Source organism: Pedobacter jeongneungensis (assembly GCF_000633455.1).
GTDB lineage: Bacteria > Bacteroidota > Bacteroidia > Sphingobacteriales > Sphingobacteriaceae > Pedobacter > Pedobacter jeongneungensis_A.
The window spans coordinates 15,784-35,234 of record NZ_AYMG01000017.1; the positions used below are offsets into that span (position 1 = coordinate 15,784).

General features: G+C 41.3%; 12 protein-coding genes and 1 tRNA gene. 8 read left to right on the forward strand and 5 right to left on the reverse strand.

Annotated elements, in window-relative coordinates; genetic code table 11:
• The first annotated feature begins 5 nt into the window (after window positions 1-5).
• Window positions 6-2,075 (forward strand): sulfatase-like hydrolase/transferase, encoded by a 2,070-nt coding sequence (locus U859_RS0116250; RefSeq protein ID WP_025144394.1) that lies wholly within the window; start codon window positions 6-8, stop codon window positions 2,073-2,075.
• An 86-nt stretch (window positions 2,076-2,161) separates the two neighbouring features.
• On the opposite strand, the gene U859_RS0116255 is transcribed toward U859_RS0116250, so the two are convergent.
• Window positions 2,162-3,193: a S41 family peptidase gene (locus tag U859_RS0116255; RefSeq protein ID WP_025144395.1), complete on the reverse strand. Its 1,032-nt coding sequence runs from the start codon at window positions 3,191-3,193 to the stop codon at window positions 2,162-2,164.
• 221 nt (window positions 3,194-3,414) lie between these two features.
• Here U859_RS0116255 and U859_RS0116260 point away from each other — a divergent pair, with 221 nt between their 5' ends.
• From U859_RS0116260 to U859_RS0116270, 3 genes are read left to right on the forward strand one after another with little or no spacing between them, the layout of a single operon-like run.
• The gene (locus tag U859_RS0116260) at window positions 3,415-4,290 is read left to right on the forward strand and encodes a universal stress protein (RefSeq protein ID WP_025144396.1); all 876 of its coding nucleotides are present in this window, start codon (window positions 3,415-3,417) and stop codon (window positions 4,288-4,290) included.
• Window positions 4,291-4,342: 52 nt separating this feature from the next.
• Entirely contained in the window at window positions 4,343-5,380 is a 1,038-nt protein-coding gene (adhP, locus tag U859_RS0116265; protein WP_025144397.1) for an alcohol dehydrogenase AdhP, read from the forward strand.
• A 30-nt stretch (window positions 5,381-5,410) separates the two neighbouring features.
• On the forward strand, window positions 5,411-5,881 hold the full coding sequence (locus U859_RS0116270) for a pyridoxamine 5'-phosphate oxidase family protein (RefSeq protein ID WP_025144398.1): 471 nt from the start codon (window positions 5,411-5,413) through the stop codon (window positions 5,879-5,881).
• Window positions 5,882-5,994: 113 nt separating this feature from the next.
• Here U859_RS0116270 and U859_RS0116275 read toward each other — a convergent pair.
• The 4 genes from U859_RS0116275 to U859_RS0116290 form a co-directional block, all read right to left on the reverse strand.
• Window positions 5,995-6,081 (reverse strand) — tRNA-Ser (locus U859_RS0116275).
• A 172-nt stretch (window positions 6,082-6,253) separates the two neighbouring features.
• Window positions 6,254-6,700, reverse strand: a complete 447-nt coding sequence (locus tag U859_RS0116280) for a DoxX family protein (RefSeq protein WP_025144399.1) — start codon at window positions 6,698-6,700, stop codon at window positions 6,254-6,256.
• A gap of 658 nt (window positions 6,701-7,358) precedes the next feature.
• Window positions 7,359-8,183 (reverse strand): response regulator, encoded by an 825-nt coding sequence (locus U859_RS0116285; RefSeq protein ID WP_025144400.1) that lies wholly within the window; start codon window positions 8,181-8,183, stop codon window positions 7,359-7,361.
• The gene (locus U859_RS0116290) at window positions 8,168-11,341 is read right to left on the reverse strand and encodes a two-component regulator propeller domain-containing protein (RefSeq protein ID WP_162799958.1); all 3,174 of its coding nucleotides are present in this window, start codon (window positions 11,339-11,341) and stop codon (window positions 8,168-8,170) included. Before U859_RS0116290 ends, U859_RS0116285 begins: the two co-directional genes overlap by 16 nt.
• A 156-nt stretch (window positions 11,342-11,497) precedes the next feature.
• Between U859_RS0116290 and U859_RS0116295 the strand changes: the two genes are divergently transcribed.
• The 4 genes from U859_RS0116295 (at window position 11,498) to U859_RS0116310 (ending at window position 19,310) form a co-directional block, all read left to right on the forward strand.
• On the forward strand, window positions 11,498-12,514 hold the full coding sequence (locus U859_RS0116295) for an exo-alpha-sialidase (RefSeq protein ID WP_029985848.1): 1,017 nt from the start codon (window positions 11,498-11,500) through the stop codon (window positions 12,512-12,514).
• A 930-nt stretch (window positions 12,515-13,444) separates the two neighbouring features.
• On the forward strand, window positions 13,445-16,672 hold the full coding sequence (locus U859_RS0116300; RefSeq protein WP_025144403.1) for a SusC/RagA family TonB-linked outer membrane protein: 3,228 nt from the start codon (window positions 13,445-13,447) through the stop codon (window positions 16,670-16,672).
• 19 nt (window positions 16,673-16,691) lie between these two features.
• Complete coding sequence (locus U859_RS0116305) at window positions 16,692-18,596, forward strand: RagB/SusD family nutrient uptake outer membrane protein (protein WP_025144404.1); 1,905 nt, start codon at window positions 16,692-16,694, stop codon at window positions 18,594-18,596.
• Between the two features lie 12 nt (window positions 18,597-18,608).
• Window positions 18,609-19,310: a DUF3823 domain-containing protein gene (locus U859_RS0116310; RefSeq protein ID WP_025144405.1), complete on the forward strand. Its 702-nt coding sequence runs from the start codon at window positions 18,609-18,611 to the stop codon at window positions 19,308-19,310.
• The last annotated feature ends 141 nt before the right edge of the window (window positions 19,311-19,451 follow it).

Below are 19,451 nucleotides of genomic sequence, written 5' to 3' on the forward strand. Positions count from 1 at the left end.
ATCGAATGAAACCTGTTTTTTACCTCTTGCTTATCACAAACTTATTTCTGGCCGGCAATAGCCTTGCTCAGGAAAAAAAGAAAAAGACACCGAATATCATTTTCATACTTACAGATGATCTGGGCTACGGCGATGTGGGTGTGTTTTTTCAAAATAAAAGAGCAGCAGGTCAGGATAAAAGTAAGCCATTTACCCTTACGCCACATCTGGATGAAATGGCCGCTTCGGGGGCTACACTTCCGCAACATTACTGTTCGGCCCCGGTTTGTGCACCATCTAGAGCATCAATTCTGCTTGGGCAGAGCCAGGGACATGCCAATGTGAGGGATAATCAATTTGATAAGGCACTGGCCAATAATTATACCTTAGGTAATGTAATGCAAAAAGCAGGTTATGCTACGGTAGCCATCGGCAAATGGGGGCTTCAGGGCACCAAAGAATGGTCTGCTCATCCGCTAAACAGGGGTTTTGATTATTATTATGGTTATATGCGCCATTCAGACGGACATGAACACTATCCTAAAGAGGGTTTGTACAGGGGAAAGAAAGAGGTTTGGGAAAATAAAACAGAAGTGAGTGCAGGTTTGGATAAATGTTATACAGGTGATTTATGGACGGCAAGAGCGAAAAAATGGATCATCGACCATAGCAAAAGCAAAGATCCGGGTCAGCCGTTTTTTATGTTTTTAGCCTACGATACCCCGCATGCTGTTTTAGAGCTTCCTACTTCCGCATATCCTGCCGGCGGTGGGCTGAATGGAGGTGTGCAGTGGATCGGAAAAACCGGTGAAATGATCAATACGGCTACCGGAGTACCCGATAGCTGGACACACCCCGATTATATCAATGCCACCTATGATGATGACCATAATACCGCAACTGCTGAAAAACCATGGCCTGATACTTACAAAAGGTTTGCCACCTCAACAAGGAGGATTGATGATGAGGTGGGGGACATTTTACTGTTGCTTAAAGACCTCAGGATTGATTCGAATACTTTGGTGGTTTTTAGCTCTGATAACGGACCATCGATAGAATCGTACCTTCCAAAACCTCATGTGCCTTACAGTGCCAACTTTTTTGATAGTTTTGGTCCGTTTGACGGGATAAAAAGAGATGTACTGGAAGGTGGTATGCGCATGCCGGTTATTGCCAAATGGGCAGGGCACATCCCTGCACATACCATTGTAAATACACCAAGTATCTCATATGATTGGATGCCTACATTTTTGGATGTGGCCAACTTACCTGCACCGGCAGTATCAGATGGGGTTTCTTTGTTGCCGTCTCTAACCGGAAAAGGCAAACAGAAGGAAAGTATGATCTATTCGGAATATTTTGAAGGCGGTAAAACGCCATCTTATCCGGAGTATGCCAGTGTAAACCGTGGCAGGACCAGAAATCAGATGCAGATGATTAGAATGGGTAATATGGTGGGCGTAAGGTATGATATAAAATCACAAGCTGATAATTTCCAGATTTTTGATGTGCTAAAAGACCCCCATCAGAAGTATAATTTGGCTGAAACCCAAAATATGGCTTCTCTTCAGCGTAAAATGAAAGATATGGTGCTCCAGGTGCGCCGGGTAGACGTAGAGGCTAAAAGACCTTATGATACTGTAGCAGTGCCTGCCATAGTTAATACCACTATACGCAAAGGATTGTTATGGAAAACCTATCGCTCGGCAACAACATGGCTACCCAATACCCAGGGGCTAAGCATCATTTCTAGTGGTAAAAGCGTCGGGTTAGAGCCTGAAATAACCAATAAGGATGCTGCTAACCTTGTTACAGTTGAGGGATTTATAAAAATCCCGGCCGATGGAGATTATACTTTTTATCTGGCGTCCAAGGGTAAAGCATTTCTCAGGATACATGATGCGGTATTAATTGATGAAGATTTTGGCTACACCCCAAAAAGTGAAAAGCAGAGTACTATTAAGTTAAAGGCAGGTCTGCATCCCATCAAAATTTATTACAAGAATATTGCGCACAAGGGGGGAGATGTGACGTTGGAATGGTCGAGTGCTGCATTTGAAAAACAGCCTGTGCCAAAAACCGTTTTCTTTAATTAAATTTTTTGATCTTGAGCGTTAACTGCTGATCAGATTGGTTTCTAACAGTGAACACAATCTTTGGCCAAAAATTCGTACGCCACTATTTAATGTTTATTTGTTATAAATTTTATGGCTTCCTGAATATTTTTATCTGCCAACAGATCATCATAATTATCTTGCTTTGTAACCGTAACATCAGGAACAATTTGTTCATAATAGTTACCATTTCGATCGCTGTCATACGAGTTTGTCAAGGCCATGGTAATATCAAAAGGCATAGGCCATAAGATATTTCCTGTAGTAGCACCGTAAGTATTTTCTCCTATAAAAATAGTATTGGATCTCCCTTTAAATGCCAGTGCTGTTACTTCTCCAGCGCTCGCGGTAAATTTTCCAATGATGATAGCTGTCCTTGCTTTGTCGAGCAGTTCCCCATTGGGATTGATGGACGCAGGCGACTTTGAACTATCAATATACCTTCCATCTTTCAATTGAAATATACTTTCCTTTTTTTTATTCGCATTCAGTGATCCCCATATCTCATTATCCCCAAGAAAATCATATAAGGATAAAAGCATTGGAGTTGAGTTTCCTCCCGTATTTAAGCGCAAATCAACGATCCATCCTTTTACCTGATGCTTGATTTTAAGCTCAGCTATTTGGTTGTATAGCGGTTGTGCTATGATTTGCATGTTTTTTGCGCTTGTATCAAAAAATAACATACTTGGCATTAGGATATAGCCATATTTTCCATCAAGTAATTTGGCTTCGAAAGCTGGTTTTGTATCATACTTCTTTTTCCATTGCAGGCTATAATCCTCGATGGATATCTTTTTTCCTGTTGCAGCATATTTTTTCTGTTTATAAAATACAATACAATGGTTCGCACCGATTTTGTCAAAAAGGGGTTTTATCTCGTTTAAAGAATTTTGAAAGTTGCTGTATTGTATTAGATTCTGTTTTGTTTCAGCTTCAATCACTTTCCAGTTTACTGTTTGCTTATGTAAGTACCTGGATTTTAATGCTGAAAAAAGTTCATTATAAAATGTTTTAATGCTGTCTTGAGCGGTATTTTTTTCTTGTGCATCTAGGTTTACGGTCAAAAGGCACAACACAATGAGTAAAGTATATTTCATTTATATTTTTTTATTAAGATGTACACATCAAAGCGGAGGTTGCAAGCAGGTTAAAATAAAAATTATTCAAGGGATTATTTTCTGTAGATTTTAGTTTTTCTATCATAGATTATGTAGGCTTAGATATTGCATTTGGTTTAAGATCATTTAATTAGCTGATGCTGCTCACATTTTTAACATGGGTTTTTTACAAACTTTATACTTAATAAACAGAGCGCAATATGAAAAAGATCCTGGTACCTGTTGATTTCTCTCTTACATCAGAGAACGCGGCTAATTATGCAACTGCTTTGGCCTACAATATTGGGGCGAGGATAGAACTCTTCAATGTTTTTCAGGTTCCCATAGTGTCTCCCGTTGCAGAGTCGCTGGTTTGGCCTCATGAAGAATATAACCAGATGGAAAACGACGCTAAAACAGCATTGATGAAATTGCTTCATAAGGTCGAAAAGAAATACGAAGCCGCCTATCGCGATTATAGTCTTAAACCAGAAATATATGCGAAATCTGTTCGTGGAGAAGTGGATGATGAGGTTTATAAATATTTTACCGAATGTAAGATGAATCTTGTTGTAATGGGATTAAACAGTGCAAGCAAGTTCTCCAAAATTTTGATCGGCAGTAATGCCAGAAAAATGATTGAGCGCGAAATACCGCTTTTATTAATCCCTGAGGGCTTTCAGTTTAAGAAACCTAAAAAAATTGCATTCGCAACCGATTTTAGTCATAGTGACATCCCTGTTTTGTGCGCGCTTGCCGAATTTGCAAAACCATTTAATGCCGATATACTCATTATGCATACCGGTAATTCAATATCAGATCCGGCAGGTTACAAACAAAAAACCGAAGATTTTTTAAACCGGGTTGCCGATAGGGTGAATTATAGAAATATTTACCACAGGCATGTGAACAGTGAACGGATTAAGGATGGCCTGGACTGGATCGTAGAAAATGGACAGATCGATATGCTGACCATGGTACACCGGAAACACGGATTTTTTTATCGCCTGTTTAATGGTAGCTATACGCTGAACATGTCTGATCATATTCAGATCCCACTTCTGGTTTTACCACCTGAACATCGCATGCCGATGTAAAGCCAGGCGATTTGCATAAAAATCAATTGTAATCTATTTCTAAACAGAAAACATGTATCCAAAAACAATGAAAGCCGCCGTTATCCATGAATATGGAGGACCTTTGGCCATAGAAGAACTTCCGGTCAGACCGCTCAATCAATATGAGATTCTGGTCAAGGTAATTTCGTGTGGCGTATGCCATACCGATCTACATGCCTGTAATGGAGACTGGCCGGTAAAATCAAAAATGCCACTGGTTCCTGGTCACGAAGCCATCGGTTTGGTAGCCGCCATGGGGCATGATGTTAAAAGCGTTAAAGAAGGCGATGTAGTTGGCGTGCCATGGTTGTATAGTGCGTGCGGCTGTTGCGAATTTTGTTTAACTGGTTGGGAAACGTTATGCTATGAACAGCAAAATGGCGGTTATAGTGTTGATGGCGGTTTCGCAGAGTATGTAATTGCAGATTCCAGGTATGTTGCCCATTTTCCTTCGCATGTAAATTTTGCAGAAATGGCACCGATTATCTGCGCCGGGGTTACCGTTTACAAAGGCTTAAAAGAAACCGAGGTAAAGGCAGGTGAATGGGTTGCCATATCGGGTATTGGGGGATTAGGCCACCTAGGGGTTCAATATGCAAAAGCTATGGGTTTTCAGGTTGCTGCTATTGATGTTTCAAACGATAAATTGGAAATGGCCAGAAAATTGGGTGCCGACATTGTAGTCAATGCGCTTGAACAGGATCCTGGCGAATTTCTTAAAAAACAAACCGGCGGAATGCATGGCGTCTTGGTCACTGCGGTATCACCCATCGCTTTCAGTCAGGGGCTTTCCGCATTGCGCAGAAAAGGCACTTTATCGCTAAACGGGCTACCTCCCGGTAGTTTCGACCTTCCCATATTTGATACCGTGTTAAACAGGATTACCATCAGGGGTTCCATTGTAGGTACAAGAAAAGATATGCAGGAGGCAATCGAATTTGCTGTAGATGGCAAAGTGAGGGCGCAGATTAAACCTGCAAAACTGGAAGACATTAACGAAGTATTCGAACAGATGAAAATGGGAGAGATTGAGGGAAGGGTTGTTTTAGATATTTCAGGAACACAGTAGCAATAAATATTCAACATTAATTTTTTGAAAATGTTAGGGAAATTAGAAGAAGAGGAAGTTGAAAAGCTTCTTAAAGAGCAATATATAGGTCGGTTAGGCTGCCATGCCCATGGGGTGAGTTACATTATACCCATTAATTATGTTTATAGCAATGGAACTATTTATGCCCATTCTGCTCCCGGACAAAAAATCAGGATGATGAGAAGCAACCCACAGGTCTGCTTCCAGATTGACCAGATCCGTGATACCTTTAACTGGAAAAGTGTGTTGTGCTGGGGCAAATTTCAGGAAATCACCGATATTTCAGAAAAACAAAATGTTTTGCAAGGCATCATCCACCGGATGATGCCCTTAACCAATACACCATCCGAGCAGCCATCGCATGGCACAGGAAAAACAGATGCGTATGATGAAGAAATTATCGTATTCAAAATTATACCGCACCTTAAAACAGGCAGATTTGAGGTTAATGATACCCTACACTCCCTGTTTTCTTCATGAATTTTCCGCTTGATCCTGTTTTTTTAACCTGAGGAGATTTGGAGCGCAGAAAAGTACAAGAAAAGCTTAATAAACCAAAAAAGCCCAACAATGTTGGGCTTTAAATTACGCTGCGGAGAGTGGGGGATTCGAACCCGCGGACCCTTTAACAAGTCAACAGTTTTCAAGACTGCCGCAATCGACCACTCTGCCAACTCTCCGCCGCAAAAGTACAAACTTGAAGCAAATCTGCAAATAATTTCTACTTAAATATTTTATTTAATATTTTAACTCTTGCTAATCATTTAGTTAGCAAGCATAAAAAAATCAAAAATCATCCATAAACCGCTAATTTAAGCAGTTTATGCTGAAGTTTGGTGTTTGTATTTTGAACTAAGCGGCCTGTTTTGGCAAGATTTTTTCGTGTTCGACCGATAAAATTCCATTTCCTTCGATGGCGAAACAGATTAATCCAACCAATACTGAAACCGAAAACCAAAATTCTGAGTAGGGTTTAAAAATGCCTCCCGAAATATTGACAAAGAATACAGCCCCGATCAGTATGGGTAAATTAATGAGGCAAAATGTACGCGTATAGGTACCCAGGGTAATGGCTAAACCACCGATAATATGTAAAAGAATGATGAAATGTGCCAGTAAGCTGATGCTTATCGCTGTACCTAAAAAAGCTCCCCGCATTAAATTACTAAAGGCTTGCATATTGACATAAAAATCAATGCCCTTCCAGATCAAAACGAGGCCCAATAAGATTCTAAAATAGTCTAACCATTTTGGGTGGTGATGATCGCCCCAGTTTTCGATTTTCTTAAGCATGTTCATAACTTCTATATTTTGGTTAATACAATTTACGCATAATATAGGATAATAACAATGGCTAGCTAATTGTTTGATTTTGAGATGGAAAATAACATACTATCAATAGATAGATCTCAATAAAAAGAGTGGTAATCTCGACTAAAGCGCAGCAAAACGGAGAGATCTGTATACATAGATTTATCGTTAAGATTGCTTCCCCGAAAGGTCCTATCGTGTGGACACAAATATTTAGATTAGTCTTATTTGCTCCTATGCCGCAAGGCATCAAACTTTTGAGGCATCAAAAGTATGCAAAAATGCTTTGTCAATCCAGCAAGGGGCCTTTTACACAATCCACATTCACATCAAAAAAACAGTGGCACTTTGTTTTGTTTGTTAGGGCTTGGTGAAAAGTTTTTGCAAATATGAAACACAAAACCACTGCGTTCTAGGTTTGATAGTGCGATTTGTACTGTTGGGCTACTGTTTTTTTGATTTTCCTGGCCCTTGGGATTGACGGGCGTGCTTCGGTAAGGGCTGTGTTATTTCAAAGCAAGCTAGCATAGTGTCTTATATAGTGCTTAAAAAGATGTGTCCACACGATAGGTAAGGTCGGGGCAGGCTGTCGGCTGAAAAAGCCTTTTCGCAATAACGATTTTTAGTGCTTGATAACCCTTTGAAATTACACCTTCTTCTTTTCCGCTATCCTGCTGTTCAAATAATCAGTAGGAGACATTCCAAACTGTTTGGCAAAGTTCCGTCCGAAGTGCGATTGTGAGCTATAACCCACCATTTCCGAAATTTCGTAAATTTTCAACAGCCCTTCGTTTAAAAATTCGGCAGCTTTCTTTAATCTCGCCAAATTGATCAGCTCGTTGGGACTCAGATTGGAAATGGATTTGATCTTGCGGTAAAGCGTAGGGCGGCTCATGTTCATCTTCTCGGCCAGATGCTCTACATCCAGGTCGGGATTGCTGATGTTTTTATTGATCGTATCCTGTAGTTTTTCTAAAAAAATCTCGTCTGCTTTAGAGTAGGCAATACTTTTAATATGCAATAGGGGAGAACTGGAGAAATATTCCTTGATTTTGTTCCTGTTTTTGATCAGGCTGGAAATCTGTACCTGCAAAAATTCTGGCGAAAAAGGTTTTTCTACATAGGCATCGGCCCCCAGTTCCAAACCTTCTATTTTTGATTGGAGCGAATTTTTGGCCGTAAGCAGAATCACAGGGATATGACTGAACTCGAGGGTCGATTTTACTTTTGCACAAAATGCAAAGCCGTCCATTTCAGGCATCATCACATCGCTGATAATGAGCTGAACAATTTCACGCTGTAAAATTTCCAGAGCTTCAACACCATTTCTGGCCTGTAATACCTGGTATTTTTCTTCCAGGTCATCCGATATAAAATCAAGGATATCCTCATTATCATCGACCAATAGCACTACGTTTTTCTCTATTTCCTGTTGATCTTTCATCGTGAGCGTACCTACAATTTCTTCCATTTTCCGTTCAGGTTAAATTCAATAAGTTGGTGGATGGGCAGTTCTAATACAAATATATTAAAATGATGGTCATTAATTTCCAGGAACAGTTCGCCGCTATGTAACTGTGCGAGCGATTTGGAAATGGAAAGACCTATGCCCGTTCCAGTGGTGATTTGCGTTTCTTTCGCCCTGAAAAAAGGTTCAAAAATTTTCTCCTTGATTTCTGCAGGTATTTTATTGCCGTCGCTTTTAACGCAGACTTTAAATTTATCCTCTTCTATTGATTTCGATAAACTGATTTCAGCTGTTGTTTTTCCATATTTAATGGCATTATCAACCAGGTTGCTGATGATTTTGTAAAAAGCTTCTACATCGATATAGGCCTGAAATGCTTTTTCGGGCAGGTTGATGGCATAACTGATGTTGCGTTGCTCGGCTGCGGGCTGAAACTGGAGGAAAACATCCTTTAATATCTCTCTGATATCGGCTTTTACAAAGTTCAGGGAAAAATCGCTGGTTTCGGTTTTCCTGAAATCGAGCAATTGATTGGTAAGTTTGAGCAGGCGATCAGTATTGCGGCCCATAATCCGCAGGTTTTTTTCAATAGCAGGTACGGCATCTGCCTGTTTAATCAGTTTTTCCATTGGCCCGATAATCAGGGTAAGCGGTGTCCTGATCTCGTGGGCAACATTGGTGAAAAATTCGATCTTGGCCTGATATACTTCCTTCTGTTTTTCATGCTCAAAAACTTCCATGCGCCTGCTGTTTTTAAGTGCGATTTTTTGATGGTACCTTCGCACCAAAAAGAAAATAATTGCTCCGGCCGCCACTACATAAATAAAATAAGCCAACGGACTGAGGTAAAAAGGCGGAAGGATTTTGATGAGCAGTTTTACATTTTTGTTGCTCCATGTATTGCTTCCCTCCACCATTGCCTTTACTTCGAACACATAAGTGCCCGGAGCAAGTTTGGTAAAGTAAACCTTTCTGTTGGTTTTTAAATACTCCCAATCCTTATAAAGCCCGGTCATTTTGTAAGCATACTCCGTCATTTCCGGAGAGCGGTAGCTTAAAGCCGCAAAATCGATACTGAATGAAGATTGGTTATGGTTAAGCTCAATGGTATCAGCATAAACGATCGATTTATTGGATATCGAATCGGCACCGTTTAAACCTGTTCCGGTACTGTTGATCTGAAAACCGGTTAAGAACACGGGTATTTGGTAAACGGTTGGTTTGAGATCGGCAGGATCGAAGCTAATCAATCCTTTTACGCTCCCAAAGTAAATCCTGCCATCTTTGTCCTGATAAGCCGAATTGTAGTTAAACTGGTCGGTAAGCAAACCGTTTGATTTTGTATAGGTTTTGCTTAATCCTGTGGCAGGATCGAAATGGATTAACCCGCGTGTACTACTGATCCAGAACTTATGAGAAGCATCTTCTTCAATACGGAACAGATAATTGCTGGGAAAGCCATTTTTTATGCCATAACGTTTAAAAGTTCGCGTTTTTTTATCAAACCTGGAAAGTCCACCGCCATCTGTAGTGATCCAGAGATGGTGTTTACCATCTTCAAAAATGCTGTTAATGGTGTTGTGACTAAGACTTTTAGGATCGTCTACTTTGTTGCGATAATTGATGGCACCTGTTTTCGATAAATTAAACTGAAAAACACCATCATTAAAGGTGCCCGCCCAGATATTCCCTTCGTTATCTTCGATTACTGAATCGTAAAATAGAAAAGGTAAGCCTGCAATGGGTTCAAAATCATCGCGTTTGCGGTTGTAGCGGTAAATTCCATTAATGGTGCCTACTAAGATTTCTCCAGACCTTGTTTTGCAAAAAGTAACAATAAAATTGGTTCGAAGTGCATTTCCGATACCTGCCTGATAGTGTTTGATTACCTTTTCGGTTTTCAGGCTGATCACATCCAGTCCATGTTCAAAAGTACCCACCCAGAGTTTATCACCATCTACCAACAGGCCATGGATATTGGAATAAGCAATGCTCCCGGGTTTTCCATCGGGCAGAAAATGTTTAAATATTCCAGTTTTAGGGTCAAGTTTGTTCAGCCCGGCATCTTCCGTACCAATCCAGAAATTGCCAGCCTGATCTTTGGTGATTTCCCTTACATCGCTTCCGCTGATGGAATTGGAGCTTTTCTGTGGAAAATATTTGGTGAACAGCGAGGTCTGGCTCGAATAATAGTTTACGCCGCCAAAATAAGTGCCAGTCCAAACGCCTCCTTCACGATCCTGACAGATGGTATAAACCGCGTTATCACTTAAAGAATAATCGTTGTTATACTGTTTTTGAATATGTGTAATCTTCTCCGTTTCGTCGTTGTAGATATAAATGCCAGATTCGGTTGCAATCCAGAACTCATGGCTACCTGTTTTTTTAATATCCCTCACAAAAATCGGTGTCTTATCATCATTCAGCTTAATAATATTCTTCGATTGTAAGGTAGTTGGATTAAATAGTTTAACCCCCTGATTGGTGGTGCCGATCAGCAACTGGCCACTTTCGGTTTCTGCAATACGCGATACCCAGCCATATTCGGACTTTTTGTTTTTGCCATTTACATTTAAACTTTCGAAATTATTTTGTTTCGGGTTGTATTTTTCAAGTGTTCCCCTGCCGGTACTGATCCAGATACTGCCGTTTTTTAACACCGTAACCAAAGAGGCATCAAACGGTGCATTGGTGCTAAAAAGCTTTATTTTCCTGCTGCTTTTATGATAGAGGTATATTTTAAAGGAGGATAAGATCCAAAGGTTCCCGTTCTGGTCGCTGGCCAGATCGATAATGCGCATGCCTTTTGTTTCTTTGATGAGCGAAAAACTTTCTTTTGATGGATTGTAAGCATATACCCCGTCGTTGGTACCCACCCAAAGGATTTGATCCTGATCGTGGTGAAGGGCATAAATCAGGTCGTTGCCCAAGCTGCCGGCCTTTTCGCTATCGTGACGGTAGGTTTTAAAAGAATAACCATCAAACCGGTTCAGTCCGTCTTTTGTTCCGAACCACATAAAGCCATTACCATCCTGTACGCTGCAAAAGGCCGTGTTATTGGAAAGTCCGTTTTCGACCTGGTAATGCCTGAAATAGTAGGGCTGAGCCGAAAGTAATTTGGCCGGGAATAACAGACATAAAAGGATGAAGAGTTTTTTCAAGATATTTTGGTCAGCAGCTTCAAATATATTAAAGAAATGTTTGGCTTTTGGCCTAAATAAAATTTGAGAGGATAAGTAGAAAGATTGAGACGGTTCGGTTTTGTGCTGCGCGGCAAATGCTGTTATTTGTTCTTTGCTAACCAAAGCTTCCCTCACGTGAAAAATTTTAAAGTCGCTGTCTTATTTATATTGCTGTTTTTGTCGTTGGCTGCAACGGCACAACAAATGCACATTGCACCCTCACCCTTATACCGGGATCCGATTTATGATGGTGCTGCAGATCCGGTATTGGTATATAACCATGCCGAAAAAAGCTGGTGGATGCTCTATACCCAGCGCAGGGCAAATGCACAAACCAATGATGTGGCTTATTGTTATGGAACCAATATTGGTGTGGCCACTTCTACAGATAAGGGACAGACATTTGTGTACAAAGGTGCACTGGATCTGAATTTCGAACCCGGCGTAAATACCTTTTGGGCGCCTGATGTAATTTACGAAAATGGTATTTACCACATGTATCTTGCCTACATACAGGGTGTGCGTAACCATTGGGGAGGCACAGCAAAAATTGCACATTATACCAGTAAAGACCTTTGGAAATGGAAATACAAAGGTTTTATCTCGCTCAACTCAGAACATGTAATTGATCCTACCTTGTTAAAAATGCCCGATGGGAAATGGCATATGTGGTATAAAGACAGTTCGAAGGGAAGCATCACCATGACAGCTGAAAGTAAAGACCTGCAACACTGGACGGCCCAGACCGAACCTGCTATTGGTGGCGCACCACACGAAGGTGCAAAAGCTTTTTTCTTTAATAACTGGTACTGGATGATTACGGATGAGTGGCACGGACAGCGTGTATATCGATCGAAAGAGGGCAAAAATTGGGAAAAACAGGGCATGTTATTAGATGTACCAGGGCATCGGCCAGAAGATACGCCAACGGGTGCCCATGCAGATGTGCAGGTAATAGGAGGTAAAGCTTATATTTTCTACTTTACCCATCCCGGCCGTAAAACACACTTTGAAGGTACCTTAGATCAGGGTTTTACTTTTTCGTACGCCAATAAGCGTACATCAATACATGTTGCTGAGCTGGAATTTAAAGAAGGGACGCTGGTTTGCGACCGTGATAAACCTTTCGATTTTTATTTGGGGCAGCCTTAGCAGGATGAAACGTTATAAACATGAAAACTGCCAACAGTCAACTGAAAATTAATCTGGGCGTTACCTAAGCTGCGCAAAGCCCAGAGTAGAGTAAAAACCTCGCAGGTTTAACAAACATGCGAGGTCTGATCTCAAAAATAAGCGACTATCTAAATAATGTAACTGGTTATACCGTGTGATTAATTCCCCTCTTCCAGAGGGGTGTCCGCAGGACGGGGTGTTTTATTATACAAATATTTCATTTTGATTTGCCGCCACTCCTGAAAGGAAGCTTTCAAAGTAAAATCTGATCTTTTATATAATTTTAGGTTTTTTACTGTTTAAGAGTTTATCTGTAAAATATTGACCACCTCAGTCACCTTAGTACACCTAAGAAGGAATTTCTGTTGAGCCATTTTAAGTCGCCGGTTGAATTAAACCGAGTGTGATTAGTTTGTGCCCAAAAACCAACTGACTCTTGTTAAATAAACCCGATAGTAGCGTAAAACCCGCAGGTGAGGTACGAGCCAAGGCTTTGAAGCGGATAGCGGTACTTCCCTAACCGAAACGTGCAAGCCCCATCATTTCCAATATGATAATAACCAGCCAGGGAATGCAATTAATTATACCGCTTGATTAACTGCCCTCTTCAGTTAAGGATTTAACCACAGATGTACACAGATGAACACGGATTTTTATATCTGTGTGCATCCTTTTTATCTGTGGTTAACTAATTGCAAAACCTTACCCTAAATAAAATATCTGTGTTTATCCTTCTTATCTGTGGTTAATTGTATTTCTGTAATCCCCTCCAACATAAATCGAGACAAAATGGAGAAAGATTGATACAAATGCGTATCCCGCTCTAATGCTAAAAACCGAATCTTTGAAAAGAATTAAATCGAACTAAAACCATTTACTTCTAGTAACTAACCAAATCTCTAACCAAATATGAAAAGAAGTTTATTCTCCTATGGCGGCTTTGTACGCATGGATTGGTACTTGCTTCAAAAAATGTTTTTGAAACGCAAAATCCTTTCTGTTATTCTTACTTCAATTACCTTACTCTTACTTTCATTTCAGCTCAGTGCACAGGAACAAAACACCGTTACCGGTACCGTGACTGATGAGAAGGGCGAAACAGTCGTGGGCGCCAGCATTAAAATTAAGGGTACCACTACTGGTGCAACAACTGATGGTGACGGAAAATTTAAAATTCAGGTAGCCGATAAAAATGCAACGCTAATTTTTATTTATGTGGGCTACACCAATCAGGAAGTTGCATTGGCCGGTCGTACGCAGGTTAATGTAAAACTCAAACCTTCCAACAACGATCTTTCGGAAGTGGTGGTAGTGGGGTACAACACACAGAAAAAAGAAGCCATCACTGGTGCTATTTCGTCCATTAGCAGTAAAGACCTCGAAAAAGTACATGGCGGTTCAACCGTGAGTACCGGCCTTGCTGGTAAACTACCCGGTGTATCATTCAGGATGCCTGACGGTAGACCGGGATCGAGTGCCAACATCCAGATCCGTAACATGGGTAATCCTTTGTATGTGATTGATGGAATTCAACAGGATGCAGGACAATTTAATAATATCTCGCCCAACGATATCGAAACCATCAGTGTGCTAAAAGATGCTTCAGCTGCTATTTATGGCAGCAGGGCTGCTAACGGCGTAATTTTGGTAACCACTAAAAGAGGTAAAAACAGTACGCGCAACACCTTTAGTGTTGATGCTTATACCGGTTGGCAGAACTGGGTACGTTTCCCTGAAACTACTGATGCTTACCAGTGGATGTTAGGTAAGGCCACAGCCGAACTGAACCAGAATGGTAGCACACAAATTACACCAGCCGAACTGGAAAAATGGAAAGCTGGTACGGAGTATGGTTACCAGAGCCAGAACTGGAGAGATATTATCATTGCGCCCAATGCGCCGCAGTCTTCGATCAATTTAAGTGCTTCTGGTGGAAGCGATAAGGTAAATTATTACTTTTCGGGTACGCACCTGGATCAGAAAGGGGTATATGGAACGGCACGTGAGTTCGATTTTAACAGGACAAACATCCAGAGTAATATAGAAGCTAAAATAACCGACCGTTTTAAGGTTGGAATGTTGATTAACGGTCGTATCGAAAGCCGCGATCAGCCGGGTGTACCTGGTGGTGACGATTATTTTGCTGCCCGTTTTGCGCTATTGAGAAATAGACCAACTGAACAGGCTTATGCCAATGGTAATCCGAATTACCCGAATGATATCGGGCACAATACCGAACAGTTTGCCGTACAGAGCAAAGCTTTAACCGGTTACTGGAAATCAGACTGGAGGGTTTTACAAACCAATTTATCTGCAAGTTATGATACGCCAATAAAAGGTTTGGAAATAAAAGGATTATACTCTTATTACATCGCCGATAACGTAATTAACGGTCATGAATATACCTATAATGTATATACTTACCATCCTGAAACCGGTGTTTACGAAGAAAAAGTTGGAAGCTCTAACCCATACAGGGAGCGCAGAAATGAAAAGATATATACCAATACTTATCAGTTACAGGCAAACTACAACCGTACTTTTGGTAAACATACCGTTGGTGGTGTTTTGGTAGCGGAGCGTTTAGACCGTTTCAGGACCTATACTTTCCAGCATGCCGTACCACAGACTAATATTCTGCCTGTTTTGCAGTTCGCAGATATGGATGGACAGGATTTTGCCGACATTCAGGAAGAGGAGGCCCGCGTTGGTTATGTGGCCAGATTGAACTATAATTATGATAACAAATATTACCTGGAACTTTCTGGCCGTAGAGATGCTTCTTGGAAGTTTGCACCCGACAGGCGTGTAGGTTATTTCCCTTCAGCATCAATCGGTTGGAGAATAACACAGGAGGAGTTCGTAAAGTCATTTTTAGGTGAGAGCAAGATATTAAATGATTTAAAACTACGTGCCTCGTATGGACAGCTCGGAGATGATGATTTGCGCCTCAATCCATTTCAGGATGCGCGCCTCGATCCCTATGCTTACATTCCGGGCTATAGATACAATCAAGGTACTGTGATTTTGGATGGAAAGAACATTACAACCTCAAGGGATAAAGGGCCGATTATCAACAACCTCACCTGGCTTACCAGCAAGATTACCGATATCGGTTTGGACTTTGTGATGTTTAACAACAAACTTTCAGGAACAGCTGATTATTTTTATAGAAAACGTACCGGTTTACCGAACCTTAAAAATGATGTGGTAGCTCCGATTGAACTGGGCTATAGTTTAAGTCCTGAAAATATCGAAAGTGATGCGCAGTTTGGTGCAGAATTCGCACTAAATTACAGGGATAAGATTGGCGAATTCAACTACAATGTTGGAGGAAATATTTCCATTAGCCGAAGAAAATTTTTAGATCAGTATAAGCCACGCTATGGTAATTCGTGGGACAATTACAGAAACAGCTATAACCAGCGTTATACCGATATTTTTTGGGGATACGAGGTAACCGGCCAGTTTCAGAACGTTGATGAGATCAATAATTACAAAGTAAACATCGATGGCCAGGGAAACCGCTCTCTATTGCCGGGCGATTTAATTTACAAGGATCAAAATGGTGACGGTGTGATCAATGACCTGGATCAAAGACCGATCGGATATACCACAACAGGCCAGCCGAACATTGGCTTTGGTTTTACCATTGGTGGCTCTTACAAAAACTTTGATTTTACGGCCGATTTTTCAGGTGGTGCGATGTATTCGTGGAACCAGAACTGGGAACAGCGCTGGGCATTCCAGAATACAGGTGCTTTATTGCAGAGTTTTGCTGATGACAGCTGGCACCGTACTAACCCATACGACCTGAACAGCGCGTGGATCCCAGGGAAATACCCTGCATTGCGCTTTAACGATGGCGGACACAGCAATTATAACAAAAACTCCACTTTCTGGCTGCACAATGTAAGGTACCTACGTGCCCGTACGCTTGAAATCGGTTATACCATACCCAAAAGATGGGCCGAAAAAATCAAGATACAGAATGCCAGGGTTTATGTAAACGGATATAACCTGTTTTCTATTGATAACCTGAGCGATTATGGTGTGGACCCGGAAATTGCAGACGATAACGGATTACAGTATCCCCAGAACAAGTTTTTTAATATCGGTATTAAATTAACGCTGTAACATGAAAAAGACTAATCAGATGAAAAAAATTATATATGCATTTACTGCCATCGCCTTTCTGAGTTTTGCGCAGTCGTGCAAAAAAGATTCAGAATTTTTAGATAAACAACCTACCAATACCCTGCCTATTGATGCGGTATGGAAAGATCCAAACCTGGTGCTTACCGTTGTTGGCGATCTTTACGACCGTTACCCGGATTACCAGACCATCGAGGCATGGTGGACTTTTGCTGATTTTGACGAAGGTTTTGCCTCCGCCGGTGGCGATTATTTCCGTCACCAGAATTTAGAATACGGTTATGATGCCTGGAGATATTGGGACATGGGTGTTTATGGTTACATTCGCGACCTGAATATGTTTATTAAACGCGGACAGGAATCTACTGCTTTAAAAGCAGAAGACCGCGACCGTTTCCTTGCCGAAGCACGTTTTATCAGGGCTGGGGTATATTTCGAAATGGTCAAAAGAATGGGTGGTGTGCCATTGATCACAACCGTTTTAGATTACGATTATAGTGGCGATCCAAGCTACCTTCAGTTTCCAAGGGCAAAGGAAACTGAAATTTATGATTTCGTGATTTCAGAACTTGAAGCGGTAAAAACTATATTACCCGATAATCCGACTGAACAGAGCAGGGCTACAAAAGCTGCGGCACTTGCCATGGAATCAAGAGCCGCATTATATGCCGGTTCGATTGCCAAATACAGCAACTCGCAGTTAAGCTTGCCAGGTGGAGAAGTGGGTATATCCTCTGGGCTAGCCAATGCTTATTTCACCAAATCATTAGCTGCCGCAAAAGAGATTATCGATGGTGGCAAATATTCGCTGTACAAAAAGAACCCTAATCTATCTGATAATTTTGCCGCGCTTTTTACCGATAAAGGCAGTAATCCGGAAGTGATTTTTGCAAAAGATTTTAAATTGAAAACCAATAAGGTTCACGGTTTTACCATCGATAACCAGCCAAGGTCTTCTGCCGAAGAAGCACAGGGTGGGCGTTTAAACCCATCCTTGAATTTGGTTCAGTCTTTTGAAAAACTGGATAATACTTATGCATCCATGGCCTCGGTTGATGGAAGTGGTAACCCGGTTTATTACAGCGGGATCACCGATATTTTTGCGGGTCGTGATGCACGCCTGGCAGGAACGGTAATTCTACCGGGAACGCAGTTTAAAGGCAAAACCGTTGATATCTGGGCTGGCTATCAATTGGCTGATGGTTCTATCGTAACAGGCGATAATTTCGGACAGACCAAAACAAATGTACTTCCAGGCAATGCAGGTTCGGTACAGGTTGTAGGAGCCGACGGCCCTGTAGATGGACTAGAATTCAGCGCACAGTCAGGTTTCTACGTACGAAAATATTTAGATCCGGCAACAGGTTCAGGCCAGATTGGTACGCGGAGTGAGGTTTGGTGGATCCGCTACCGTTATGCCGAGGTATTGTTAAATGCAGCTGAAGCAGCTTTTGAACTGGGTGATCCGGCTACGGCAGCTAACTACATTAAACAAGTAAGAGACCGTGCAGGATTAACAGTTGCTTTAACCCCGGCGCAGATCACTTTCGACCGCATCGTACACGAGCGTAAAGTAGAATTAGCCTTCGAAGGACATGAACTTTGGGACATGAAACGCTGGAGACTGGCTGATAAAGTCTGGAACGGCAGTAACATGTCGGCAGCCGATTTCATTAATGCAAACAACATTGGCAGCGCAACGCGCACCAGTACGCAGGTGTTTGGTTTGTGGCCGTACAAATATTATAACCCTGGTAACGCGAACCATTTGAAATATATTTTTAAAGTGATCAAACCAAGCCGTGTAACCGCTGCACACCGTTTCCGTATCGGTAATTACTACTCTTCAATTGGGCAGGATGTACTTAACGGAAACCCTAAAATTGTAAGAAACCCTAACCAATAAGCAGATATAGATATGAAAATTAGATTTTATTTCATGATAGGGGCACTTATTGCCGTACTTTTTGCTTCATGTAAAAAAGATAACTACGATGCACCCGAAGCCGATTTTACCGGGCGCATTGTTTATAAAGGAGAACCCATCAGCGTTCAATATGGTCAGGTTAATTTCGAACTCTGGCAGTCAGGTTTTGGTAACTATTCTGCGCTGAACGTTAATGTGAGCCAGGATGGAACCTATTCTGCCAAATTATTTAGTGGAGATTATAAATTGGTTTTTTCGCCGAATCAGGGGCCATTTTTATGGAAAAAGAACGCTGCCGGCAGACAGGATACCATTGCGGTAAACATCAACGGCAGCAAAACCATGGATATCGAGGTAATGCCTTATTACATGATCCGCGGAGCCACACTTACCGCTGCTGCAGGTAAAATAAATGCTTTTTGCAAACTTGAAAAAATCATTACCAATGCCGATGGCAAGGATATCGAAAATGTATCGCTATACATTAACAAAACACAATTTGTAGATGGTAGTAATAACATTGCCACTCAACAGATCAGTGGTGCAGCTATCGCAGACCTCAATAACCTGAATATGAGTGTAACGATCCCAGGCATTGCACCTGCTCAAAATTATGTTTTTGCCAGGATTGGTGTCAAAATTGCCGGTGTTGACGATTTGATTTTTACCCCTGTAACTAAAATAGGCTTTTAATTCTTTTAAATTCGTCATTCCCGCGCAGGCGGGAATCTTAATGCTGATGTGATTAATCGTCATGCTTTAAGATTCCCAATCAAGTTGGGAATGACGATCAATCTAAATATTTTTAATAATCAATATCTTACCTTTAGTTAA